Here is a 24,490-nt window from a genome sequence, read left to right as displayed (position 1 = left end):
TTTAGCCCGCCTCCTTCCATCATTGGCGCTTTTGCGCAAAGAGTGTGAAGAGGGAAGAGGGCTGTTCGCTCCTCTTCCCTTTGGCCCGCCAGCGGAATGAATGCGGGCGGACAATTATTTCTTAAGCAACTTTTTCCAAGATTCGGCCACTGCATCCAACGCTTGTTGCGGTGTTTTTTCTTTTTTGAAGGCAGCTTGGATTTCCGGATTGAACGTGGTGTAGATCTGGCCGCCTTCCGGGATGACTGGGCGGTTGGTCGCTTTGTCGAGGACGGGGCGCCAGTCGTTGACCAAGCGATTTTCCTTCACTTCTTTAAGCTCAAACGCCGATTTGCGGGTCGGGATAAGCCCGTTTTTGGAGGCGAACTTGGCTTGGTTTTCCGCATTGGTCAAGTAAGCGATAAATTTGTAGGAGGCTTCTTTGTGTTTGGAACCAGCATAGATGACGAAGCCGTTCCCCCCGACCGGAGATCCGGTTTTGCCTTCCGGGCCGGCTGGAATTGGGGCGATGCCCAGGTTGTTTGGATCTTTGAATTGCTCACCTTGCAAGAGATCCGACGTGGCCCAAGGACCTTGGAAGACCATTGCAGCGCGCCCGGTTTTGAACGCTTGTTGCAGATTGTTGTAATCGTTGGCGGCGCTGAACTCGTCGGGCATCACTTTATCATCCCGAAGTTTGAGCAAAAATTCCAATCCTTTGACCGATCCGGCGTTGTTGATTTGAATTTCTTTATTCTCCGTGATTAACCCACCGCCAAAGGCCCACATGAAGGGCTGAAACCAGTAAGCGTCCGACTGGCGGTAATAGAATCCCCACTTATCTTTGGCCGGGTCGGACAAGGCTTTAGCCATTTGGTAAAATTCGTCCATGGTTTTGGGTGGTTCCTTAAATCCTTTTTCCGCCAGCAGTTTTTTGTTGTAGAGCAGGCCGAGTGCATCGGTTACTTGGGGTACACTCCAGGTTTTTCCGTTCCACTTGCTGTATTTGAGGGCATTATCCAAAAAGTCGTCTTGGTCTTTGAAGTAATTATCGAGGGGTTCTAGCAGGCCCAATGCGGCGAATTCCGGTGTCCAAGCGATTTCAGAACGAAGGACGTCAGGGCCTTTGCCCGCTTGGGCTGCGGTTTTAAATTTGTTCTGCCCTTCGGCGAATGGCACGTTTTCCATTTTGACTTTGATGTCTTTGTGCTCTTTTTCGAAATTGGCGATAATTTCTTTCAATGTTTCTGTCTCTTCTGTATTCATCGTGTTCCAGAAAGTGATGGTGACCGGTCCGGATGACTGTTCGGTGGCAGAAGGGCTACAACCGACCAGCAACGAACCCGCGAGCGCGACGGAAGCAAAGGTGCGCAAAAATTTTTTCATGTACCTGTTAGCCCCTTTCTGTGGATGTACTGTTGAAATGTCCGGGAGGTTATCAGCCCATGCCGCTTCTTGATGAAGGCAGGGGACAAGGGTAAAAGAGGATCGATGATAATGACTAGCCCAACATTTCAACATCAGTGCAAACGTTTTCGCAAAAAGACGTGATGAGGCAGTTCTCCTGTATGACTTATCCTACACCAAAAAGAGGGAGTTGGAAAGCGTTTGCACACGATCAAATATTGCCAAAATAAGGCGTAAACAGCGATATGTAGAGGTTGTCTTTAAATTTCGTCTGTTTTCTAGATATTTCTTCGTTATATTAATGATAGCTTGCGTGAAATGTGTTATTTTACACGTGATCACAAGATTTTTGCGCGCCGGAAAAGGGGAGGTTTACAATCTTCGGCCTTTCCGCTAGGATAGGATATACAAACGTTTGCACAAATTTGGAGAGAAAGCGATGCCTTCTGTAACCATTAAAGATGTGGCGCGGTTGGCGGGGGTATCCCCTTCTACTGTCTCCCGCGTCATCTCTAATCATCCGCGTATCAGCAAGGCCACCGCCGAAAAAGTGCGGCAAGCGATGGAAACGCTCGGTTACCATCCCAACATGACAGCGAAGAAACTGGTCTCCAAAAGCACCAAAACGTTGGGGCTCGTGTTGCCGCGTTCGGCCGAAGAGCTGTTTGCCAACCCCTTTTTCTCTGAAGTGTTGCGGGGCATGCTGGCTTGCGCGAATCAAAAACAATATGACTTGTTGATGTCTTCGGCCAATAATCCGAAAGAAGAAATGGAAACGGTTACCCGCATGGTGTTGGGGCGTCAGGTGGATGGGATGATCCTGATCAAGCCCCGCAAAGCGGACCCCGTAATAGAAAAATTGCTAGCGTTGGATTTTCCGTTTGTGGTGTTGGGGCGCTCCCTTGAGCATCCTGACGTGCCGGCGGTGAACAATGATAACATCGCCGCGGCTTTTGATGCGACGTTTCATTTGATCAACCAGGGGCACCGCCGCATCGGGTTTGTTAGCGGCCCGCCGGAGTTGGTCGTGTCGGGCGACCGCTTGGCTGGTTATCAAAAAGCGTTATCCCAGGTGAAATTGCCACTTAGGGATGAATGGGTGATCGCATCAGACATTTTGCCCAAAAACGGATTTCACGCTGTCTCCATGGTGATGAACGCACCCGACCGGCCCACTGCGTTTGTGGTGTCGGACGATGTGGTCGCCTTTGGCATGATTCGTGAATTGGTGGGAGCTGGTTATCAGATTCCTGAGGATGTGTCAGTCGTCGGCTTTAACAACATCGTGCTGTCGGAATTGAGCAATCCGCCGATGACGACAGTAGATATCGGCATCTACCATCTGGGCTATCAGACAGCGCGCCACTTGATCCGGATATTGCAAGGGGAAAAAGTGCCTGAACCAAATGTGACTGTGCCGCATCGGCTGGTGATTCGCCAATCGGTCAGATTTTTATCCCATACAGACGATTCCCTTTGATTTTTGCCGATGCAAGCCGTCGGTGCCAACGCTGTAACCTCATTCGCCGCAAGGATGGCGGGGCGTTCATCGGGGGGAACTTTCCTCGCGTGCCGCTCCGCCGGCAACCAAAATCTCATCTCGATTGTATCGAAAGGAGCATCATCCATGAACAGATCGCCCATCACCCAAAAACCTTATCTCAACGATGCTGTGATCGGTAATTCTTCCATGTTGGCCGCTTTGGACGCCCGCGGCGAAATTCATCGGCTGTGGTGGCCGCATGTGGATATGCCGCAACATGTGGAAACCATGAAAATGGGGGTATTGGTGGACGGAATGCAGTCGGCGACGAGCTGGCTGGAGAATGAACAAGCGTGGAGCCATGAGCAAACCTATTTGCCCGGAACCAATATCCTGCGCACGCAGGCGACAGGACGGGATGTTCCCTTGGTGGTGGCGACAACCGACTTCGCGGTGCCGGATAAAGATTTGCTCGTGCGTCATGTCACGTTGACCAATACAGGAAAAGAGCCCTTGTCCCTTTCGTTTTTCGTGTACGCTTCTCTACAGATCGCCGAGCATACCTTGTACAACACCGTAGCGTTTGAGCGGCAGATCGACGGATTGCTTTATTTCCGCCACCAGTATGCTTTTGCGCTGTCTGGTGCAAACGATTGCGCAGGCTATGCGATCGGTGATGCATTCCATCATGCGTCCGCAGGCTATCTGCCGGGTGATGCGATTGGCATGGTGCCGCACGGGGCTCTGTCATTTCGAATGACCTTGGCTCCGGGAGAAACGCAGGTGTTGCCGCTCTACTTGGCCGCGGGCTCGACTGTGCATGAGGCGATTGCCAACATGCAGGAGGCCAAGCAGGTAGCTGCCGACGAATGGTTGGCCCAGACGGAAGCATATTGGCGCGCATACTTGCAGGAGGCCAAACCGTTAGCCTTGGCGAATGAACGGGTGCAAGCGATCTATGAGCGATCGTTGCTCGTATTTAAGCTGATGTCCGACCAGAAGACAGGGTGCGTGATTGCGGCGCCGGAGTTTGATGAAGCCTTTACCCGCTGCGGCGGTTACGCATACTGTTGGGGGCGCGACGCCGCTTACATCACCACGGCGTTTGACCAAGCGGGACTAACTTCGCTATCCCGGGCGTTTTACCGTTGGGCGGTGCTCGCACAGGACCCGGACGGTTCTTGGCAACAGCGCCATTATCATGACGGCCGTTTGGCTCCGTCGTGGGGGTTGCAGATCGATGAAGGCGGTTCGATCTTATGGGGATTGCATCAACATTTTCTTGTGACCGGTGACCGCGCTTTCCTAGAAGAAATGTGGCCGGCTGTGGAGAAAGGGGCCACCTTTTTGCTCAACTTTCTAGATGAAGAGACAGGATTGCCCCTTCCCAGCAAGGATCTTTGGGAAGAGCGTGAAGCGGAGCACACGTATTCGGCGGCAGCTGTGTTCGGCGGCTTGACTGGCGCGGCTGCCATCGCGCGAGAGTTGGGCCACGCCTCCTTGGCGGACGCTTGGCTTGCGGCGGCCGATAGCATCAAGCGGGGGATGGAACAGAACACCGTTGATGAACGGACGCAAACGTTTCTGCGTGGGATCAAGCGCTCCGTGAGCGAAGCGGAGTATGAGGAAGCAGTGGCTCAAGGCAAACCAGTCGCCACCGTGACGGACGACAAGGGTTACGTTCGCCGCCAGTTGGCGCAAGATGATGTGAAGGATATCAGCTTGATCGGTTTGTCTGTTCCCTTCCAGGTGTTTGATCCCGAAGATCCACGGATGGTTGCCACGGCGGATGCGATCGAACAGACATGCACCGCTCCGGTGGTGGGAGGGATTCGCCGTTATGAAGATGATACGTACATCGGGGGGAACCCGTGGATCCTGACCACTCTGTGGCTGGCGCAATATCGCATCTTGCAAGGCCGTTTGAGCGAAGCCAAAAAACATTTCACTTGGGCGGTAGAGCATGCCACAGCGTTAGATCTTTTGCCGGAGCAAGTCGATAAAGCGACCGGGGAGCCAGCATGGGTAGTGCCGCTCACTTGGTCGCACGCGATGTTTGTGCTGACTGCCCAAATGCTCGCAGAAGCGGGCGTGGAAACGATCTAAACAACCATGGCCCTATAAGTGAAGCCCCTATCGGCAACTGTAGCCGATGGGGGATTTTTGCTTTGAGGCTGGCTTCAAGTCACTCCGCTATCAAATGACTTCCCCCTCGCCCGATTTTTGGCGCTTGGTTTTTAACAAATCCGGGATGGTGCTAGTAGGAAAGACATGCTACACTCAAATGGATGCGCTCCTGATCGGTCGGGGGTTATTGGGTGTGGATGAAAGCTTTAGCATAGAAGCTTCAGTATAAATGGAAGAGAGTGTCGCACATGAGCATTCTGACAGTTAAAAACTTAAGCCACGGGTTTGGCGACCGCGCGATTTTCCAAGATGTGTCGTTCCGGTTGCTCAAAGGGGAACACGTCGGCCTGATCGGGGCCAATGGTGAAGGGAAATCCACTTTCATGAACATCATCACTGGGAAGCTGGAGCCGGATGAGGGCAAAATCGAGTGGGCTTCCAAAGTGCGCGTCGGCTATCTTGATCAACATGCCGCGCTGAAAAAAGGGATGACGATTCGTGATGTGCTGAAAAGCGCGTTTCAATATTTGTTTGATATCGAAGCGGAAATGAACGAAATATATGCCAAGATGGCGGAGGCCACGCCGGACGAGCTGGAACGGCTGATGGAAGAGGTGGCCCCCTTGCAGGATTTGCTAACCAACAACGATTTCTACACGATCGACGCCAAGGTGGTGGAGATCGCCAGAGGACTCGGATTGGAGGATATCGGTTTAGATCGGGATGTGCATGAGTTAAGTGGGGGGCAGCGGACAAAGGTGCTTTTGGCCAAGCTCCTGCTGGAGAAGCCGGATATCCTGCTGTTGGACGAGCCGACGAACTATCTGGATGAGCAACATATCACATGGCTACAACGTTATTTGCAAGAATATGAAAATGCGTTTATCCTCATCTCGCATGATATTCCCTTTTTGAACAGTGTGATCAATCTGGTCTACCATATGGAAAACCAGCAGCTGAACCGATATGTGGGTGATTATGATCGTTTTAAGCAGGTATACGAAGCCAAGAAACAACAGTTGGAAGCGGCCTATAAAAAGCAACAGCAAGAAATCGCGGAGCTGAAAGATTTTGTACAACGCAACAAAGCGCGGGTGTCCACAAGGAATATGGCGATGTCCCGCCAGAAGAAGCTAGACAAAATGGAAGTGATTGAGCTGGCTAAGGAGAAGCCGAAACCGGAATTTCACTTTAAAGAAGCACGTACATCCGGCAAATTAATTTTTGAGACGCGCCAATTGGTCATCGGTTATGATGAGCCTTTGTCCCGCCCGCTGGATTTGCGGATGGAGCGTGGGCAGAAGATCGCTTTGATCGGGGCGAACGGGATCGGGAAAACGACGTTGTTGCGTAGCATCTTGGGTGAGATTCAACCCCTCTCTGGCACGGTGGAACGGGGGGAGTATTTACACATCGGCTACTTTGAACAAGAGATCAAGACGGCCAATCACAACACATGCATCGAAGAGATTTGGAATGAGTTTCCCGGATTTACGCAGTTTGAAGTGCGCGCCGCCCTTGCTAAGTGCGGCTTGACAACAAAGCATATCGAAAGCAAAGTGGAGGTGCTAAGCGGCGGGGAGAAAGCCAAAGTGCGCCTGTGCAAGCTGATCAACAGAGAAACCAACCTGCTGGTGTTGGACGAACCGACCAACCACTTGGATGTGGATGCCAAAGATGAGCTGAAGCGGGCATTAAAAGCGTATAAAGGAAGCGTGCTGATCATCTGCCACGAGCCGGAGTTTTATCGTGACGTGGTGACCGATGTGTGGAATTGCGAAGCGTGGACGACAAAAGTGTTTTAATAGGTCACATGGGGATGCTGACCACCTGGGGCGAAAATTTCACATCGGCTTAGGAATCTTTTTATGGGCAAGTACAGGTGGGGACGTTTCCCCGCCTTTTTTATGGCTGGAAAAATGGGATTGTTCCGCCTGCGTTTTTTTTATAAAATGGAATGCGAACATGTATTCGTATTCGGGGGTTGATCAGCGATGAAAAGCTTCGTTCCCACTTTGGTTATGAGTGAATGTTGGCCCGAACCTTTTTCTTTTGTCGATCAGTATGGGGGACGGCCTTGGGGATTGCCGGAAGCGTTGTGGCCGTCTTGTTCGGATTGTGGTCGGGCGATGCCTTTGCTGGCACAGTTTGCCCATCATCCGGAGCGGATCGATCTCGGGCGCGAGGGCAGACGTGTCTATCTTTTTTTGTGCCAAAATGAGGAGGATCACTGTTATGAGGAACATGCCTTTGTTTTTCTAGAGGCAGAGCAGTGCACAGGCAGATGGACGGAGCGGCCCACTTCGGCCTCCGCGCTGTTGCCATCAGTCACTGTTGTCGGTTGGCGGGAGAAGGAGGATGGCATTTCACCGGAGGATTATGTTCGTATTTTCCAGCGCTTGGAGGAAGGTGGGAAAGCCTGTCCGAGCCTACCTGAGATGGAGACCAAGCTGAAGGGAACCCCCACATTCATCCAAAAGCCGGGTGGGGATGCGGCTACTTTTGCCGGGCAGATCGATTGCTTTTTGAAAGTGATAGACAACATTCCACCGGAGTTGTGGCGGAAGGATCAGCTTGGGCGTTCGATTTATCAGTCGCCCACAGAGGGACCGCTCTTCATGAGCCGCAGTAAGGAAGAAGGCATCGCTTACCTCGACTTTGTCAACTTTGGCGATTCGGGAATGGGATATTTCTTCATCCGGCCCGATCGCGAGCGACCTGAAGGGAGTTTTTTCTGGGATTGCTGTTAGCGATGAAGGGCAGTTGTCCCGTGGCGGAGCGGAGGATGGGGATCTTTTGCTTCGCAGGGGTGGGTGAATCGGGATATACTATGGAAAAAGCTTGCCTTGCCACATGGCAAGCTTTTCTCATGGGAGGTTCACCAGATGGATGGACGGACACGCGCTAACATTGCACCAGGGATGGAAGTACGGATTGTGTTGAAGCGGGATCAGCGGACAGGGAAGTTAACTCAGGGAGTGGTGAAGGAGATCTCGACGAATTCACCGACACATCCGCACGGGATCAAGGTACGCTTGCAAGATGGACAGGTGGGTCGGGTCAAGGAAATTTTGTCTAAGACTTAATCATCCAGCCGCAGTTTGGCGATTAAGGGGAGATGGTCGGAACCTTGCGGCAGGGGAGTGGAGACTTCTGCCTGGATCACTCGCCATTCCGGGCTGACAAAGATATAGTCCAATTGCCAGCGTGGATGGGGTGCCGGATAGGTGAGCAACTTTTTGCCTTTGGCTCGACTGATGTCCGTCAGGTGGGATGACAGCTTTCGCCAAGCGGCGGAATCGGGGCGCATGTTCCAATTGCCCATCAGAATGACAGGGTGGGTCTCTTGTGTCACCCGATGCAGGATGAAATCTGTTTGCTTGCGGTGAAGCCAAGGGTTGAGAGGAAGATGGGAGAGATAAACCTTAATCGCCCGCCCATGAAACTTCAGCTTGGCTTCCAGCAATGACCGGTTTTCGGCGATGCGGCTTCGAAAAAGATGGTTCTGTGACGCGAGAATGGGCAGACGGGATAATATGGCGTTGCCAAATTGGCGGTCGGGGCCAAGGGTTTGGGCTTTGCCGAATAAATGGTGCATCCCCAGCCGTTGAGCCAACCAATGGGCTTGATCCAGATAGCAACTTCGTCTGGAAAAGCACCGATCCACTTCATTCAATCCGATCACATCCGCTTTGGCGGTTCTGAGCACATGCAAAACCCTCTCCATGTCCCACCGTCCATCGCATCCGCGGCCGTGGTGCATGTTTAACAACATTACTTTTAATCTCACGCTTCATCCCTCCACCTCTCATCTTTACCATGTTCGCTGGCTTGAATCAAGTAAATTGGCCCAGGCGGGAAACCTACTGGCGCCGGAGGGGATGCCCGCCCCCGGCAATGCGCCGGGCGTGTTTTTTTATGGAAGCGGCTGGCGCGTGTAGCGGGTCTTTGTATACAATGGACTTCGACTTTAACAGAAACGGAGCGGATGACGTGTCCAATCATTACAGTAGTATTGGGTTTCGCATTGCCACAGACGACGATATAGAAGCATTGGTTGACCAGCACATTTTGCAGGGGGCAGGGCGGGAAGTGAAGACGCCGGACAGCCACTATGTGGAGTATTTGTTGCCCGGCGGGGAGCAATTAACGTTACCTTTCGATGAGCAAGGGCGTATCATCGATCTCCATCCCCATTATCGGGGACAGGGGCGGATGACCGCCCGGCTGGAAAAAGTGCTGACCCGCGATCAGTTGCCGTTGGAGCTCTCTTACTTCGCCTGGGCAAATCCCAAAGCCGGTTTGGTGGGGGAGGAAGCGAGGGGCGATTATCCTTTCTTGTTCGAGGTGCCGGAGTACGGGCCGATGCGACGCTTGCAATCGTTGCCGCAGACGGTCTCCGTGCAGATCGCCGCATTTGCTTATGAATTGAGTTGCTATGCAGATGAAGCAGAGTATCAAGCCGCAAATGATCCGGACATGCCGATGACGGTGGAATCATTTATCCCGACCGGATTGTTTGCCGATCCGGATGGAGGCGGCGAACCCCGGGCAGAAGCGATGCTGTCGGGCCGCGTGCTGGCCTGTGAGCGGAAAACCAACGCGTATTCCGGCCAAGATTATTGGGCGTTGTTAGTCAAGACGCTGGGGGGGACGATCGATGTGGTGTCCGCGCCGCAAACCGTCGATGGGCACCCGCAGGTCGGTGGAATTTGCAAGGGCGTTTTTTGGTTGAGTGGACAGTTTGTCAGTGATTGACGCAACAGAGGTTGAATGGGTAAAAACGCCGATGGCGTAAAAAGCCCGGGAGGTATCCTAGTTGATATCCTCCCGGGCTTTTGTTGCTCTGTGTACACGGCTTAAGCCGCGTGTTTTTTCTCCGTCCAGTCCCTAGAAAACTTCTCCATGGCATTGTAACACATGAAAGCGGATAGACGAATATGAAATAATTATTTTAAAATGAATAATATTCGCTATTATACTTCAATAAATGTTCGATTATTTTTAACCGTTGTTATATTATGATGAAAAGAAAGTGTCGTTGCCAACGCCATCACACATGTAGAGACAAAGGAAGGGATCCCATTTGTCCGATTCACCCAAAACACTCCACCTTTTGTTGTATGCCATTATCGGTTTAGCCGGCCTGGCGCTTGGCTTGCGGTTGTTTTTCGGAATTTACCAGGTGCATGGTGTCGGAATGGAACCGACACTGAAGAATAAAGAGTTTTGCCTGGTGGCGAACTATCCGCTGTCCCTGGAACAAGGGGATCTGGTCGTGTTTCGTTCAAATTCGGGCAAACCGCTGGTTAGGCGGGTGATCGGCCTGCCTAAACAAAAAGTTGAGATCAAAGATAGCAAGGTCTATATCAACGGGCAATTGGTGCGTGAGCCTTACGTGGCCCGAGCCAAAGGCATTATCGACACCGCGCCTGTCCAAATTCCCGAAGATGAGTATTATCTGTTGAGCGACGACCGGCTGGACACGCTTGACAGCCGCCGACTGGGAACCATCCACGAGGATCAGTTGTTAGGCAAGATCATCTATTGATTTTTGGCTTTTGTTCTTTTATGCTATATTTCCGATGATGTCTTTCAAGACGCAAAATTGAAAACGGATACATCTATAGCATAAGCACCTAGCGCAGAGCGGGTGCTTTTCACTGTCCCATAAGCAAAAGGGAAGGGTTGTGGTAAGGTTGAACGAGGCTTACGCACAGGAAGAAGCCCGATTGCAAGTGATGTTGGAAAAAATCGAAAAGCAACTGGTTGAGTTGGAGGGAATGCCGCGTTACCGAGGCGAGGACTTGGTGGAACAGGCGCTCGACCATCAACGGCAAAATCGGTTAAGACAATTGCGTATCGCCCGAAATGAGCCTTATTTTGGAAGGTTGGATTTTGCAGAGGACGGCAAAGACGAGCCGACACCGCTCTATATCGGCAAAGTCGGCGTGCAGGATGACAAGGAAAACGCGCCGCTGGTCATTGATTGGCGGGCTCCTGTCGCCAGCTTATTTTATTCATTCACAGGAGAGACGGACCGCGCTGAGTACTCCTCCCCTGAAGGAGTGATTGAGGGGACGGTGTATTTGAAGCGGAATATCGCGATTCGCAAGCAACAGATTCAGCGGGTGGTTGACAGTTATGTGCGGGGAGAAAAGTCATCTGGGATGGTGGATGAATTTTTGCTTTACCGTTTGGGTGAAAAGAAAGACAACCGCTTAAGGGATATCGTGTCCACGATCCAGCATGAACAAGACCAAATCATCCGCGCCGAACGTAACATCCCGCTCGTAATTCAAGGGGTGCCAGGGAGTGGTAAAACCACGGTCGCTTTGCACCGCTTGGCTTATTTGCTGTACCAGTATCAAGAACAGCTACGGGCGGAACGGTTTGTCATCTTTGCTCCCAACCGCATGTTTGTCGATTATATCTCGGACGTGTTGCCTGAATTGGGCGTGGGCGATGTGCAGCAATTCACCTTTGCCGACTGGGCCTATGATTTTTTTGACGACGAGTTGCCGCCGCCTGTGGAAAAGGAATGGGCGGATGAATTCACGATGGGGGGTACCGTCGATCTAGCGGAGTTGGCCTGGTTCCGATATAAAGGAAGCCTTGCGTTTCATGATCGGGTCGCAGCGTCTTTGACGGAGCTGGAAGCGACGTTTGTGCCGGAAAAGCCGTTTTCGCCTTGGGAAGGCAAAGTGTTGTCAGCGGAGGAGATCCGACGTTGGTTTGCGGAAGAGTATCGGCATTATCCACTTCTGAAGCGGAAAGAACGCGTATTTGCGAGATTGAAGCGCTGGTTAGAGATGGAGTTGAAAGAGTTGCGTGATATCGATCCGCGGGGGAAGATTCGCAAACAAGCCAACCAGCGGTTGCGCACCTATATGAAGGCATGGCCCCAACCGACTCCTTGGTCATGGTATCAGCACCTAATCAGCACGAAGTCAGCCGAATTCGATGTTGCGCCACCCGCGGCGTTTGTCCAAAAGTTGAAACGAAAGCAGGTCGGCGTTACCGATTTGGCTCCATTGCTGCACATCCATGTTGCGTTGCACGGGATTTCTAACGAAAAAACGTTTGATCATGTGGTGATCGATGAAGCGCAAGATGTATCTCCTTATCAGCTGGCGGTGTTGCAACGATTTTGCCAAAGCAACTCTTTCACTATATTGGGCGATCTGTTACAAAACATCCATGTCCATAAAGGGATTACAGTGTGGCGTGAATTGATGGACTTGTTTGCGGAAGGCACGTGCCGGTATGTGCAATTGAACAAGAGCTATCGTTCAACCATGGAAATCATTCAGTTTGCCAATGAGATTGTCCGGGATTATGCCAAAGGTGTGGCAGTGGCTACTCCTGTTTATCGAAGTGGGGACCCGGTGCGGATGTTGTCCGTGTCGGCGGCGGAGCGGAATGTGTTGTTGGCTCGGGAAGTGCAGGCCTTGATCGAGCGAGGGGTTGGCACCGTGGCCGTGGTGACGCGGACAGAAGCGGAGAGTGAGAGAATAGCGGCCGAGTTGCGCGACCAATGGGTGGAGGCGCATCTGATCACTTCCACGCAGGCTGAATATCACGGGGGCATTTCGGTGATCCCTATTTATTTGACCAAGGGAATGGAGTTTGACGCCGTCATTTTGGTGGAAGTGGATGAGGGGCGCTATCCTGTAGATGAGCTCCATGCTAAACTGTTGTTCGTAGGTTGCACCCGGGCTTTGCATCATTTGGTGATGATGTCTTCTGAGCGCTCTTCTCCGCTGTTGGAAAAAGCGGCGCGGCATGGGCTGGGTGAATTGGGCGGTGAGGAAGTGTTACGTTAGCGTGGATGCTTTTTCGTCGCCCGAAAAAACGCCAAAAAAAAGAGAGAATATGGGTGACAACAATGAAGCTGAACGAATGTTTGAAACAACTGTATGACGAATTGGAAGAGTTGTCGATCACTTACGCCCCCCACCGAAAGGTGCAGGAAGAACATGAAATCCTCTTTGCCGATGAGTTCCCCATTCCGACAAATGGATTGATGTTAACCCATTGGGGAACGGAGGCCGGTTCAACAACTGAATTCGTGCGGGAACTCCCCTCGTTGGAATTACGGCGCCATTTACCGGTCAAACAGTTGCAATTTTTCTTTGCCGATCTCTCCCCGGACGCCTGTTTGGCCTTTGTCTTGTTTTATTGCCGCCATCAGGGAGTGGATGCGCAAGAGTTTCCGCTGGAGTGGTTGGATTACAGCATCCGTTGGGAAATGGGCGATGTGAAAACCACGGGGAAACCATTTGAATCTTGGGGTTGCTTACACAGTGCCTTGGCTTACGCTTCCTATGTGACGGAAGAACAGTTGCACGCGACCGGGGAGATGGCGGTGCGGATCGATCCGGAGCATGTGCAACGTGGGTTGCTTTCCTGCCTTTATTTGGTCATTCTTTTGCTTCTGGAAGAGGTGGCGCCATATGAAGTGCCTGAGGTGGATCACATCGAAGAATACAATGCGGCGATCACCCATTTGCGCCTAGAGTATCAAAAATATTTGCAAGGCTTGAAAAACGCGACGGTGACGCAGTTGGAGCTTCCAGTGATCCATGCGAACCGGACCGTGCTGGTCGATGCTTTTATCACCAGGGAGAACACGAACATCGGCTTGTTGAAATCCTTTCTGATTCATGATGAAGAACGGACTTGGCTCCAGTCAGGTTTCCAGTTTATCGCTATCTACCGTCCTGATCTAAAAGGGACAGGTCGAGACATGGTAATCCAAGTTGACCCCACGATGAATCTCCATCTACAGGATTTGTGGCGAAAATTGGAAGAGATGGAGGATGAGCGCTGGGGCGGCGAGCGTCCCTGCGACCAACCGCTGGTTCCGGAGCGATCACCGGCCAATCGCCCATGGATGGCTTCCAACGAAAACATGACCGCTTTATTCGCGCCGCGGCAGTTGGATGATGGCACCATGGGCTCCAAGTTGGAATGGGCCGAGGTGGTCGGCGCGATCTGGGAGTTGTACAACCCTGCTAACTCCATCAAGGTGAACCCTTATCTGGCCGATGGCTCCATCGGGGCTGCTTGCAACATTTATGAGTGCGAACCCATTTATCACAACGGAAAAGTATTTATCGCCGCCAAGTGGAATTCATTGGGGAAACAACAAGTGTTTGTCAGTTCGCCGACGATGCAGCGATATTTGGCGGTTTGCGCTTCAGGCACATACCAGAACCGGGTGCCACCCATCCATCCCTTGCCGCCGAAGCATTCATTTGATTTTATTGAATTGCCGTGCGGCTATGCGCTCATTCATCCTGGGGGCATCTTGATCCTGGACGATTGGAACAGCGAACCGCTTGATTTTGCGCTTTATGCGGGAGAAGTGAAAAAACTGGTCGACAGGGTGAACACATTCCAACGCATCCGCGAAGAATGTGCGGAGGTGATGGAGTCGGTGGAGGAGCTGTTGCGGCAAAATCAAACCCTATCCGGGAAGAAGTTGATGGAGCTGAATCGCTGGATTACCGTCAAGAAGGTGGAGATTCGCAACAAGATATTGGCGACGATGCCATCTTCCGTTGATTATTACCTCGACCAATTCCGTGAGACAGTGAAGAAGAGATGGGGATTGGGCACGCAGCTTAATGAGTTGTACAACACGGTGTCCGAATTGGAGAACATCATCAAAAGCCACAGCGAATTGCGCGCCGGCCGGCTGATCAACTTGATAACGATTTTCGGGTTTCCCATGGCGTTGTTTAGCGGTTTGTTTGAAATCGTGTTCGAGGATTTGCCCAGTCCCAAATGGTGGGGGATTCATTGGGTGGGGTTAGGATTGTTCGTCATTCTGTCCGCAGTTAGTGTCCTGGCTTTGAATCGATATGTGCGAAAAGGTGCCAAACAGGAGAAACAATGGATGATGCGGCAGTGAACGGCTTGCCGGCTGTAGGATGCGTACATGCACTTGCGGCCGGCCGGGAGGAGAAAGGGGTGTTACCGATAATTATTCAGAATAATATGATAAAATAAGCATAATACCCAGCTCGATATAAATGAGGTGACTGTTGTGAACAAAGGCCGCCTGTTGCTGCTGGTGTTGATGACAACGCTTGTCTCCCTCCTGTCGACCACTTCTCCGACATTTGCCGCTACCACCTGGCGCTACACTGCTTTGGGTGATTCGCTTGGCACCGGTTTTGGTTCTTGGTATGGGTATGTGTATCGCTACCGGGATTATATCGTAGCTGATACGGGAAATGATGTTTTGTTGACCAATCATAGTGTAAATGGCTGGACGAGCGCCGATTTGGCCAACGCGTTACAAACGGATGCAGATCTGCGCAATGCGGTTGCCAGCGCCCAAGTGGTCACATGGAATATCGGCGGCAATGATCTGCTTGGCGCGCGCAACCGCTATATCAGAGGGACGTGCGGGGGCGTTGACCAAGAGGACTGCCTGCGCCAAGCTGTTGTTCATTTCAAGCGGAATTGGGATCAGATCGTCGACAGCATCCAAGGCTTGCGCGCTGGGCAACCAACCTTGTACCGGACGATAGATGTGTACAATCCCTTTGTCGATGAAGACAAACATGCCGTCGGCGCAGACCGAAGCAAAACCCGGTTTGAAATATTGAAGCCTTATCTCGATGAGATCAACCGCCATATTCACGAGCGGCAAACCAAGGGGTATGACGTAGCTAAGGTTTACGATGCCTTTAATGGCCCGAATCATGATCAAGACCCAGGTGCCAAAGGATTGCTTTTTTGGGATGGTGTCCACCCCAATGACCAGGGGCAACGGCTGATTGCTGAGGCATTTCGCAAATTGGGTTATGCATCGCTTCATTGACGTTGATCGCAAGAGGAAGTGTTTCTGGTAAGCGGCATGTAGCGCGCACCGGAAACATTTTTTCGTGTTACCTGCTTCAAAAGGTGATGTTCAGCGTTAAATCGTTCCTATTTTGACTTGTATTTTACAAAATTAAGATTTTTAATCAGTGCAGGTTTAGTATAATAGAATCGTTGAAAGGTATTTATTCATTTTTTTATAGGGGGAGATTGGGCTGTGAGTCAATTTGAACATGAAAATCAAGAGGCCGAAGCACAAGGAAATGGGCAAGTGCTGGACTTTCATGAAGAGAAGGAACGCCTGCGCCAGGATGAAGGCATTAAATGGATGATCAAAGCCGCCGAAGCGGGGGATGTATGGTCCATGGCGGAGTTGGCATACCTGCTTTTAACAGGTAACAAGGTGCGGCAAAACCTGGTTGAGGGTGAAAAGTGGTTGCGCAGAGCGGCTGAGGCCAATGACAAGTGGGCCATGATGGAGCTTGGATACCGGTTGATCGTGGGAGAAGGATTGGCTCAGGATGCAGTCGAAGGGGAAAAGTGGCTGCGACTGTCGGCTGAAGCCAATTATCCGGTGGCCATGCGCATCTTGGGTTACCGCTTGTTGGAAGGTGACGGTTTGGAGCAAGACTTGGAAGAAGGGGAAGTCTGGATTCGCAGAGCAGCTGAGGCGGCTGAACCAATTGCGATGCGGATTTTGGGTTACCGTCTGCTCAATGGCATCACCTTCCCGCAAAACATCGAAGAAGGTGAGCTTTGGTTGCAAAAAGCGGCTGAAGCGGGTGAAGTGGTGGCCATGCGTGAGTGGGGCAATTACTTGATCAACGGCGTCTCCAAAAAGTAACCGCAACCATCACGCCCTGCAAGAAGAACGGTCTGACATAGCAAGGAGTGGGCGTAGGTCGCCACTCCTCCGGATTCGCAGCCAGTCGATGCCAAAGCCCTTCATGGGGCAAGCAAGGTTAGAAATTGCGTTTACATAGAATGGAGAGTGTCGGGATGACTAGCAAAACAAATCCGGTGTTGATGTACCGCAAGCCGAATCCGCAAGCGGAGATGCGTCTGTTTTGCTTTCCATACGCAGGGGGCAGCGCCTCGATTTTCACCCAATGGCAAGCCCGGTTTTCCAAACGGATCGAGGTGTGTCCGGTTCAGTTGCCGGGCCGTGAAAATCGCCTATTGGAAGAGCCGGTGTCCTCGATCGAGCGGCTGGTGCCGCAACTGGCTGATGAATTGGAGCCCTATCTGGACCAACCCTTTCTTATTTTTGGACATAGCATGGGGGCGTTGATCGGGTTTGAGCTGGCGCGGGAATTGCGCAGGCGGAACCGTCCGTTGCCGCAGAAGTTACTTGTTTCTGCCAAACAGGCGCCGCACATCCCCCGGAGCAAACCACTCGGATATGACTCTTCCGACGAGGAATTGATCGATCAGTTGCGCGAATTGAATGGTACTCCGGAAGAAGTATTAGCGAGCCGGGAGCTGATGGAATTGATCCTTCCCATCATTCGGGCCGATTTTGCATTGGTGGACCGCTACGTTTACCGCGAAGAGGAGCCATTAGCCTGCCCCATTTTGGCGTTTGGCGGAATCGAGGACCCGGATGTGAAACAGGAGGAGTTGGCGGCTTGGCAACAGATGACTGCGGGCGGCTTTTTCATGCAGCAGTTTGCAGGGGGCCACTTTTATTTGTTTCAAGAAAATACGGACGCTTTGGAACAGATTGTGGCGGCAGTGGAGAAGTAGCCGTGCGCTGTGGCCAGACCCGGCATTCGCCCGTCATGGGAATGCCGGGTTATTCGTTTTATACGAACTGATGAATTATTCATGATATTGTATAAATATAAGGATATACTTCATGCATGATCAATCCAATAGGGAGAGTTTGATGGTGAGCAAGCATGGATTGTTTTCTTTTTTAGCGGATGTATCCGTCGATTTGGTGAGCTTAGGTGAACAGTTAGAACGGAATCTATTTGACGATCCCCACGCATCGTTGGCCAAAGCGAGGGTGTTCGGCGAAGAATTGGCCAAGCTCATCGCCGCCAAGGAAGGGCGAATCAGGCTAGTTTCCGCCACCCAATACGAAAGGCTGAAAGCGTTGGCGCAACAAGGGGCGATCACCGAAGAGATGCGGAGCCATTTTGATTTTGTGCGGACAGAAGGGAATAAGGCAGTTCACAATCCTAAATACGAGAGCATTGAACAGGCTTTGCGCGCACACCGCATCCTATATGAATTAAGCGTATGGTTTATGAAACAGTACGTAAACCCATCATTCATGCATGAGGGGTATGTTCATCCTCGCCCGTCGTGGCCGGAAAGCGTCAGTCTGGATCGAATTGAAGAGATCTTGGAAAAGGCGCTGGAGAAGAAATTGAAACAGGTCATGTCTACCGACCCCGGAGCGACCGGCACCATGGAACAGGAGTCGGCGATTGCAGGCCAAGCAAACCCGGCGGAGAACAAAGACAAAGTCGCAGAAGGAATGAAATGGCTGGCTAAGGCGGCAGAGGCGGGGGATGTGTGGTCGATGGCGGAGTTGGCCTATCGGAAATTGACGGGCAAGCAAGTGAAGCAAGATGTGGTCGAAGGGGAAAAATGGCTCAGAAAAGCGTCGCAAGCGGGTGACAGCTGGTCGATGATGGAATTGGGCTATCGCTTGATAGTCGGGGAAGGGTTGCGTCAGGATGCGGTTGAAGGGGAGATGTGGTTACGCCGGTCGGCAGAAGCGGAATATCCAGAAGCGATACGGATTTTGGGTTACCGCTTGCTGGAAGGGGACGGCCTCCAGCGAAACGAGGCGGAGGGAAAACGGTGGATTCAGCGGGCGGCGGAGAAAGAAGAGCCGATTGCTATGCGCATTTTAGGCTACCGCTTGTTGCACGGCGTCGGGTATGAGCGGGATCAGGCACAGGGGGAGTTCTGGCTCCGCAAAGCGGTAGAAGCGGGTGAAGTGGTTGCGATGCGGGAATATGGGTACGCGCTAATCGAAGGAAAGGTCATGGCGCAAGACATTGCCGCGGGGGAAAGATGGTTGACCAAGGAGGCGGATGCAGGGGATGCCGAAGCCGGACAATGGTTGAAAAAGAAAAAAGGTGGCCTTTGGAATCTGTTCAGGTTATGAGAAAAAGCCGAGTCATGGAAGGAAATCCACGACTCGGCTGAATAGCGATGGCACGCGCCAAGGTTGATCCCTTTGCGCGCACCCTTAATCCAATTGCAACTTGACAAACAGCGGTAGCGTTTCTACTCCGACGATCCGCGCGTAAGTGTACAGTTGTCCTTTGTGGTGGATCTCATGATCCCGCATCATTTGCAAAAGCACTTCACCCGAAAGCGGTCGGCCGAATGGTTTGGTCACGTCCACCATAGCGGCAAACTTTTCATCCGGCAGGCTGGACAAGGATTGGCGGTTTTTGTCGGTCAGTGCTTGCGCCAATTCCCGCAACTCGGCGACGGTGTTCACAGCCTTTTCCGGCTCAGCAGGGGATACAAAATGTCCTGCGATAACCGAATTGACAAACATGTCGGCGGATTGCAGTATGTGCAAGACCAATTCTTTCAGGGACATGCCTTTTTCCCAAGGGCGATAATCCAAATGCTCGTCTTGCAATTGCTCCAACAACTCCAAGATGACCAGGCGGTGACGCAACCAACTGTTGACAAAACCGTTTGCTTTGCTCATCAAGATTCACCTTCCAAATTAGAAGTTGCTTACAAAAGTATATTATAGCTGAAAAAAGGGGAGATGAGATCAGTTTTTGCAAAAAAACAGCCATCCGTTGTCCGTATGCCGCTAGGGCGTGTCTGGCAAATCAAGTTTGTGGGGAAGAAGCGGCGGAAAAACCTTTTCTCGAGGAGCGCCTCGCCACGCGTGAAGCGAATGAGAAAATGGTTTTGGAGCCGCTAGCCTATTCATCAGACACACCGTAGTGTCAATCCTGCCTTGGCCGTTTCCAAACGCCTAGTGCGAAGGCAGTAACGAGAGAACCCACCACAATGGCCGCCGCGTAATGGAACGGCTTGTTGACGAGGGGGATGACGAACAATCCGCCGTGAGGCGCGGGCAGTGTGATACCAAGCCACAGGGATAATCCGCCGGCGACGGCCGCCCCGACTATGCAGCTTGCCAAGACACGCAAGGGGTCAGCGGCCGCGAAGGGAATCGCTCCTTCTGTGATAAATGAGGCCCCCAGGAGATAATTGGTCAAACCCGCTTTCCGCTCCGAGTCACTAAATTTGCGTTTGAAGAAAGTGGTGGCTAACGCGATACCCAGTGGTGGTACCATTCCGCCAGCCATCACCGCAGCATGTGGGCCGAAGTTGCCCGCTTCCATGCAAGCGAGGCCGAATGTGAAAGCCGCTTTGTTGATGGGGCCGCCCATATCCGCGGCCATCATGCCGCCCAAGATCACGCCCAACAGGACGGCGTTGGTGCCGGAGAGGCCACTAAGCCAAGCGGATAGCGCCTTGTTTAGCGCGCCTACCGGGCCGTTGACCACGGTGATCATCAGGATGCCGGTGAGCAAGATGCCCAGCACAGGATACAAGAGAACCGGTTTGATCCCGTCGAGCTGTTCAGGCAAGAAGGCCAAAGCTTTTTTCAGGCCGACCACGATGTATCCGGCCAAGAAACCAGCGATCAACCCTCCTAAAAAACCGGCTTGCGCTGAGGCTGCCAAAAAACCGCCGACGACTCCGGGAGCGAAGCCCGGACGGTCAGCAATGCTCATTGCAATAAAGCCGGCCAAGATGGGCACGAGGAAATGGAACGCGCCTTCGCTTCCGATTTTCATCAACATCTCGGCGACGGGTCCTTTGGCCTCAATGCCACCCCAGGCGAAGGCTAAGGCGATCAGCACACCGCCCCCCACCACAAACGGCAACATGTTGCTCACGCCATTCATCAAGTGCTTGTAGAAACCAGCTCCTCCCTGAGAGGATTCAGTGCGGCCCGCTGCGTTGTCCGCGACATAGAGAGGAGCCTCCTGCCGGAGGGCGGCTGTAAGGAGCCGTTCCGGTTGATGGATCGCTTCGGCGACACGCACTTGAATGATGGGTTTTCCATGAAAACGGCTCATCTCGACCTGTTTGTCGGCGGCTACGATGATGGCGGTGGCTTGGGCAATATCTTCTGGTGTGAGCTTGTTTTTCACACCGGTTGATCCATTGGTTTCCACTTTGATGGTAAGGCCCATTTCCCGCGCTTTTGCGTTGAGCGCGTCAGCGGCCATGTATGTGTGGGCAATGCCCGTGGGGCAGGCTGTCACTGCCAATATGAGCTGTTCGGTGGCGTGGGTGGACGCTGTTTCTTCCGGCTCTTTTTCCAATTCTTTGTCTTGGATGAGCGCTACCAACTCTTCCGCAGTGCGGGCTTGTTCCAACTGTTGGCGGAAGGTGCTGTCCATCAGGAGAACGGACAGGCGCGACAAAGTTTCAAGGTGTGCTTCATCAGCCCCCTCGCCAGCGGCGATCATAAAGAATAAGTGGGCTGGTTGGCCGTCAAGCGCTTCATAATCGATGCCCTGAATGCTTTTGCCGAAGCAAATCGACGGTGTTTTGACGGCATCCGTTTTGGCGTGGGGGATGGCGATGCCGTCGCCAATGCCCGTCGATCCCGACGCTTCCCGCTTGAGAATCGCTTCTTTAAACTTGTTGCGATCAGTGAGCCGCCCCGCTTCATCTAATTTAGCGACCAGTTCTTCGATCACTGCCTCTTTGGTGGTCGCTTGAAGTTCCATGATGATGGTGTCCGGTTTTAATAAGTCTGTGATCTTCATGAGGCCCCTCCTTACAGTTTGGTTAGTTCGACTTGTGGATAAACGGCTTCGATTGTGTCTAGGCTGGCCAAGTCAGCTGAAAAAGCGGTAGCACCGCCGGTTGCGATACCATAGCGGAATGCGTCCGGCACTGAACCGTGTTGCGACAGGTGGCCGATGAAGCCAGCGACCAAGGAATCACCCGCGCCCACAGAGTTGACTACGGTGCCGCGTGGCACGTTGGATCGGTAGATCCCATCGGCGGTGAACAATAGGGCGCCCTTGTCGGCCATGGACACAATGACATGCCTGATCCCCTGGGCCAACAGCTTTTCGCCATAAGGGATCGTTTCGTCGAGCGAGGTGAAGGTCGTGTTAAATAATTCACCCAGCTCGTGGTGATTCGGTTTGATTAGAAAGGGATGGTGGCGAACTGCCCGCGCGAGTGCTTCACCGCTCGTATCGACTACCACCTTGATACCGCGTTTGCCGTAGGTGACCAGCAATGTTTGGTACAGGTCTGGCGGGAGCGAAGGGGGAATGGTGCCGGCGAGCACCAGCATGTCCCCGGCCCGGAGGCGTTCCAGCTTTTGCATGAATTGCTGTAGGCGATCGGGGGGGATGGAAGGGCCTGCGCCATTGATTTCCGTTTCCCCACTTTGTTCCTTCAATTTGATGTTGATGCGGGTATCCCCGTCGATACGGACAAAATCATGCGCCACTCCCTCACTCGTCAATGCTTCGGTGAGATAGGTTCCGGTGAACCCGCCGACAAAGCCGAGGGCGGTGGTTTCCACCCCTATCCGCGCTAAAATGCGGGAGACATTGATTCCTTTGCCGCCTGGGTATTTCTGTTCCTGATCCATGCGGTTCAATTCGCCTCGGCGCAAGGTTTGAACATGGACGGTGAAGTCGATTGATGGATTGAGTGTTACTGTATAAATCATGTGTCCACCTCAATAATGTCGGTCTGATTTAGATAGGATTGCCGCTGCTCTTCCGGGAGCTTGTCGGTGATGATGCGCATCTCATGGATGTCAGCGACTTTAGCGAAGGCCACTTCATGGAACTTCTGGCCGTCCGCTAGCACATATGCCTGGCTGGCCAAGCGCGCCGCCGTTTTTTTAATCATGGCTTCTTCGGGGTCGGGTGTGGTGTATCCCAGCTCCAAATCAATGCCGTTGGTGCCTAAAAAACACTTGTCAAAACGATAGAGGCGCAAGGACTCCAAGGCCATGCTCCCAATCATCGCGCGGGTGGACAATTTGATCATTCCCCCCAGCAAGTAGGCGCGGATTTGCCGTTCAGCCAGTGCTTCCAATTGCGCGAAGCCGTTGGTGACAACGGTCAGATTTTTGGCTTGCAGGTGGGGCACCATTTCCAATGTGGTGCTACCCGCATCGAGATAGATGCAATCACCGGGCTCAACCAAGGAAGCAGCGGTTGCAGCGATGCGTTGTTTGATTTGAAGGTTTTTGGTTGATTTTTCAGCAATGGTTGGTTCGGCTCCCTTGGTTTGTAGCAAGGCGGCTCCGCCATGAATCCGCTTGAGAAGACGGCGCCGTTCCAACTCGATCAAATCGCGGCGGATGGTGGATTCTGACGAATCCGTCGCTTGGACAAGCTCTTGCAGCTTGACAGCACCCTTCTGTTTCAGCAGATCCAAGATCACTTGGTGTCGTTGAATTGTAAGCGTTTTCGTTCACCTCGCTTCCTTCTTATCATAGCGGATGTTGTTTGCTTAATCAATCAATTTCGTTCATTTTCTATCTTTTTCATTCAATTAAATGGGATGAATCTACATCAACTACAAACTTTTACAGATAAATTTGTAACCAAATCAGCAAAATCAAAAGAGGAAATATCATGACGGTAAACAAAATCATATTGACAAACAGATTGCCTTCTGTTGATTATGAATTGAGGTAACAGGGATAGTGAGAAAGCGCCAGTCCCCAGCGATGAGTCACACTTGTTGGTGCAACGGCATTCCTTTCATCCGCGTGGCCGATGATGGTCAAGACGAAGGGATGGGAAGAGCGTTGACAAATGAAGTGAGTCCCGCACAAGGGATATGAACAGCATGATCTCCTGATTGTCCATTGATTACAACATGATTGCCGTAAAGCTTGTTTCAAGATGTTTTGTTTACTGTATGGCGGGCGCAGTTGGCTCGATTTGGCTTGCGATCGCCGCGGCAAGCGAACACTTTGGTAAGAAAGGGGCTAGCGGATTGTTCTTCGTGAGTCTGACGTTGATTCTGTTGTTGGCGGTCGCCGGGGGAATCTTGTTGGTGCAGGGGCTGATCTTGGAAGGGAGTGCCTGTTTGGTTGCGAGTGGCGTCCTTTTTTTGGTGTGGTTCATCTATTACAAGCGGCGCCGGAAGAAGTGTGACGACTTTGATTGCGGATGCGATGGATGCGATGTGTTTGACTGTGACTGCGTGGATTGCAACTGCGTGGACTGCAATTGTGTCGATTGCAATTGTTCGGACTAAAGCGAGGGGGAAGCGAATGGGGCGATGGCTTGATTGGCTGAAGTTCGTGCCCTGCCACCGCAAGCCAGAACGGTGTTTTCATATGGGGGGACAACCTTTGCCCGTCTGTGCGCGCTGTCTGGGCATTATGATGGGTTATTTGTTTATTCCGATCCTGCTGTTGATCCCGCTAGCGCCGCCTTGGCCGTTTGGATTGTTGGCACAGATGCCGATGCTGATCGACGGGGGAACGCAATGGCTGGGTTGGCGCCAGAGCAACAACCTGCTCCGCGTGGCGACGGGCCTGCTCAGCGGCTGGGGTCTCTCTGTCATCGTGGTAGATGGTGCACTAAAGTTGGTCCAATTGATCAAATAAAACAAAAAACATAAATTTGGCATAAAGATTCATTTTATGGAGAA

General features: G+C 52.1%; 22 protein-coding genes. 16 read left to right on the top strand and 6 right to left on the bottom strand.

From position 1 onward, the window contains the following. Positions 1–114 precede the first annotated feature (114 nt). Positions 115–1,365 carry an extracellular solute-binding protein gene (locus tag CLV36_RS08195; protein ID WP_102993366.1) on the bottom strand — a complete coding sequence of 417 codons (1,251 nt, stop codon included), beginning with the start codon at positions 1,363–1,365 and terminating at the stop codon, positions 115–117. Between the two features lie 460 nt (positions 1,366–1,825). On the opposite strand from CLV36_RS08195, the gene CLV36_RS08190 reads away from it, so the two are divergent. From CLV36_RS08190 to CLV36_RS08170, 5 genes are all read left to right on the top strand, one after another. Next, entirely contained in the window at positions 1,826–2,866 is a 1,041-nt protein-coding gene (locus tag CLV36_RS08190) for a LacI family DNA-binding transcriptional regulator (protein WP_106342366.1), read from the top strand. 147 nt (positions 2,867–3,013) lie between these two features. Beyond that, a complete protein-coding gene (locus tag CLV36_RS08185) occupies positions 3,014–4,975 on the top strand; it encodes a glycoside hydrolase family 15 protein (protein WP_106342333.1) in 1,962 nt (653 codons plus the stop codon). Positions 4,976–5,244: 269 nt separating this feature from the next. Next, entirely contained in the window at positions 5,245–6,801 is a 1,557-nt protein-coding gene (locus CLV36_RS08180; RefSeq protein WP_106342332.1) for an ABC-F family ATP-binding cassette domain-containing protein, read from the top strand. A gap of 189 nt (positions 6,802–6,990) precedes the next feature. After that, positions 6,991–7,746 (top strand): hypothetical protein, encoded by a 756-nt coding sequence (locus tag CLV36_RS08175; protein WP_106342331.1) that lies wholly within the window; start codon positions 6,991–6,993, stop codon positions 7,744–7,746. Positions 7,747–7,881: 135 nt separating this feature from the next. Beyond that, a complete protein-coding gene (locus tag CLV36_RS08170) occupies positions 7,882–8,082 on the top strand; it encodes a YwbE family protein (protein ID WP_106342330.1) in 201 nt (66 codons plus the stop codon). Here the strand turns inward: CLV36_RS08170 and CLV36_RS08165 are convergent. Beyond that, positions 8,079–8,786 (bottom strand): endonuclease/exonuclease/phosphatase family protein, encoded by a 708-nt coding sequence (locus tag CLV36_RS08165; RefSeq protein WP_106342329.1) that lies wholly within the window; start codon positions 8,784–8,786, stop codon positions 8,079–8,081. The two genes, CLV36_RS08170 and CLV36_RS08165, sit on opposite strands and share 4 nt — an antisense overlap. Positions 8,787–8,914: 128 nt before the next feature. On the opposite strand from CLV36_RS08165, the gene CLV36_RS08160 reads away from it, so the two are divergent. The 8 genes from CLV36_RS08160 (at position 8,915) to CLV36_RS08125 (ending at position 18,959) form a co-directional block, all read left to right on the top strand. Beyond that, positions 8,915–9,754, top strand: a complete 840-nt coding sequence (locus CLV36_RS08160; protein ID WP_146130612.1) for a hypothetical protein — start codon at positions 8,915–8,917, stop codon at positions 9,752–9,754. A gap of 328 nt (positions 9,755–10,082) precedes the next feature. Beyond that, on the top strand, positions 10,083–10,547 hold the full coding sequence (lepB, locus tag CLV36_RS08155) for a signal peptidase I (protein ID WP_102993357.1): 465 nt from the start codon (positions 10,083–10,085) through the stop codon (positions 10,545–10,547). A 139-nt stretch (positions 10,548–10,686) separates the two neighbouring features. Further along, complete coding sequence (locus tag CLV36_RS08150; protein WP_425436574.1) at positions 10,687–12,822, top strand: HelD family protein; 2,136 nt, start codon at positions 10,687–10,689, stop codon at positions 12,820–12,822. 53 nt (positions 12,823–12,875) lie between these two features. Beyond that, on the top strand, positions 12,876–14,915 hold the full coding sequence (locus CLV36_RS08145; protein ID WP_146130611.1) for a hypothetical protein: 2,040 nt from the start codon (positions 12,876–12,878) through the stop codon (positions 14,913–14,915). Positions 14,916–15,050: 135 nt separating this feature from the next. Beyond that, entirely contained in the window at positions 15,051–15,833 is a 783-nt protein-coding gene (locus CLV36_RS08140) for an SGNH/GDSL hydrolase family protein (protein ID WP_106342326.1), read from the top strand. Positions 15,834–16,049: 216 nt separating this feature from the next. Continuing rightward, complete coding sequence (locus CLV36_RS08135) at positions 16,050–16,676, top strand: tetratricopeptide repeat protein (RefSeq protein WP_102993354.1); 627 nt, start codon at positions 16,050–16,052, stop codon at positions 16,674–16,676. Positions 16,677–16,831: 155 nt separating this feature from the next. Further along, complete coding sequence (locus tag CLV36_RS08130; RefSeq protein ID WP_106342325.1) at positions 16,832–17,578, top strand: thioesterase II family protein; 747 nt, start codon at positions 16,832–16,834, stop codon at positions 17,576–17,578. Between the two features lie 145 nt (positions 17,579–17,723). Then, on the top strand, positions 17,724–18,959 hold the full coding sequence (locus tag CLV36_RS08125) for a tetratricopeptide repeat protein (protein ID WP_181352910.1): 1,236 nt from the start codon (positions 17,724–17,726) through the stop codon (positions 18,957–18,959). An 84-nt stretch (positions 18,960–19,043) separates the two neighbouring features. Here the strand turns inward: CLV36_RS08125 and CLV36_RS08120 are convergent, their stop codons facing one another. The 4 genes from CLV36_RS08120 to CLV36_RS08105 form a co-directional block, all read right to left on the bottom strand. After that, positions 19,044–19,520 carry a DinB family protein gene (locus CLV36_RS08120; protein ID WP_106342323.1) on the bottom strand — a complete coding sequence of 159 codons (477 nt, stop codon included), beginning with the start codon at positions 19,518–19,520 and terminating at the stop codon, positions 19,044–19,046. Between the two features lie 250 nt (positions 19,521–19,770). Next, a complete protein-coding gene (locus CLV36_RS08115; RefSeq protein ID WP_106342322.1) occupies positions 19,771–21,615 on the bottom strand; it encodes a PTS fructose transporter subunit IIABC in 1,845 nt (614 codons plus the stop codon). Positions 21,616–21,626: 11 nt separating this feature from the next. Beyond that, complete coding sequence (gene pfkB / locus CLV36_RS08110) at positions 21,627–22,541, bottom strand: 1-phosphofructokinase (RefSeq protein ID WP_106342321.1); 915 nt, start codon at positions 22,539–22,541, stop codon at positions 21,627–21,629. Then, the gene (locus tag CLV36_RS08105; protein WP_106342320.1) at positions 22,538–23,281 is read right to left on the bottom strand and encodes a DeoR/GlpR family DNA-binding transcription regulator; all 744 of its coding nucleotides are present in this window, start codon (positions 23,279–23,281) and stop codon (positions 22,538–22,540) included. The genes pfkB and CLV36_RS08105 overlap by 4 nt, the downstream gene beginning before the upstream one ends. Positions 23,282–23,531: 250 nt before the next feature. Between CLV36_RS08105 and CLV36_RS17250 the strand changes: the two genes are divergently transcribed. The 3 genes from CLV36_RS17250 (at position 23,532) to CLV36_RS08100 (ending at position 24,446) form a co-directional block, all read left to right on the top strand. Then, positions 23,532–23,672, top strand: a complete 141-nt coding sequence (locus CLV36_RS17250; RefSeq protein ID WP_181352908.1) for a hypothetical protein — start codon at positions 23,532–23,534, stop codon at positions 23,670–23,672. A gap of 77 nt (positions 23,673–23,749) precedes the next feature. Further along, a complete protein-coding gene (locus CLV36_RS17245) occupies positions 23,750–24,091 on the top strand; it encodes a hypothetical protein (RefSeq protein WP_181352906.1) in 342 nt (113 codons plus the stop codon). Positions 24,092–24,107: 16 nt separating this feature from the next. Continuing rightward, the gene (locus tag CLV36_RS08100; protein WP_181352905.1) at positions 24,108–24,446 is read left to right on the top strand and encodes a DUF2085 domain-containing protein; all 339 of its coding nucleotides are present in this window, start codon (positions 24,108–24,110) and stop codon (positions 24,444–24,446) included. Positions 24,447–24,490 lie beyond the last annotated feature (44 nt).

The sequence above is a fragment of the Laceyella sediminis genome, assembly GCF_003003125.1.
Lineage (GTDB): Bacteria > Bacillota > Bacilli > Thermoactinomycetales > Thermoactinomycetaceae > Laceyella > Laceyella tengchongensis.
The sequence above is the reverse complement of the archived record's forward strand: the minus strand, read 5'-3'. Positions and strand labels throughout refer to the sequence as shown.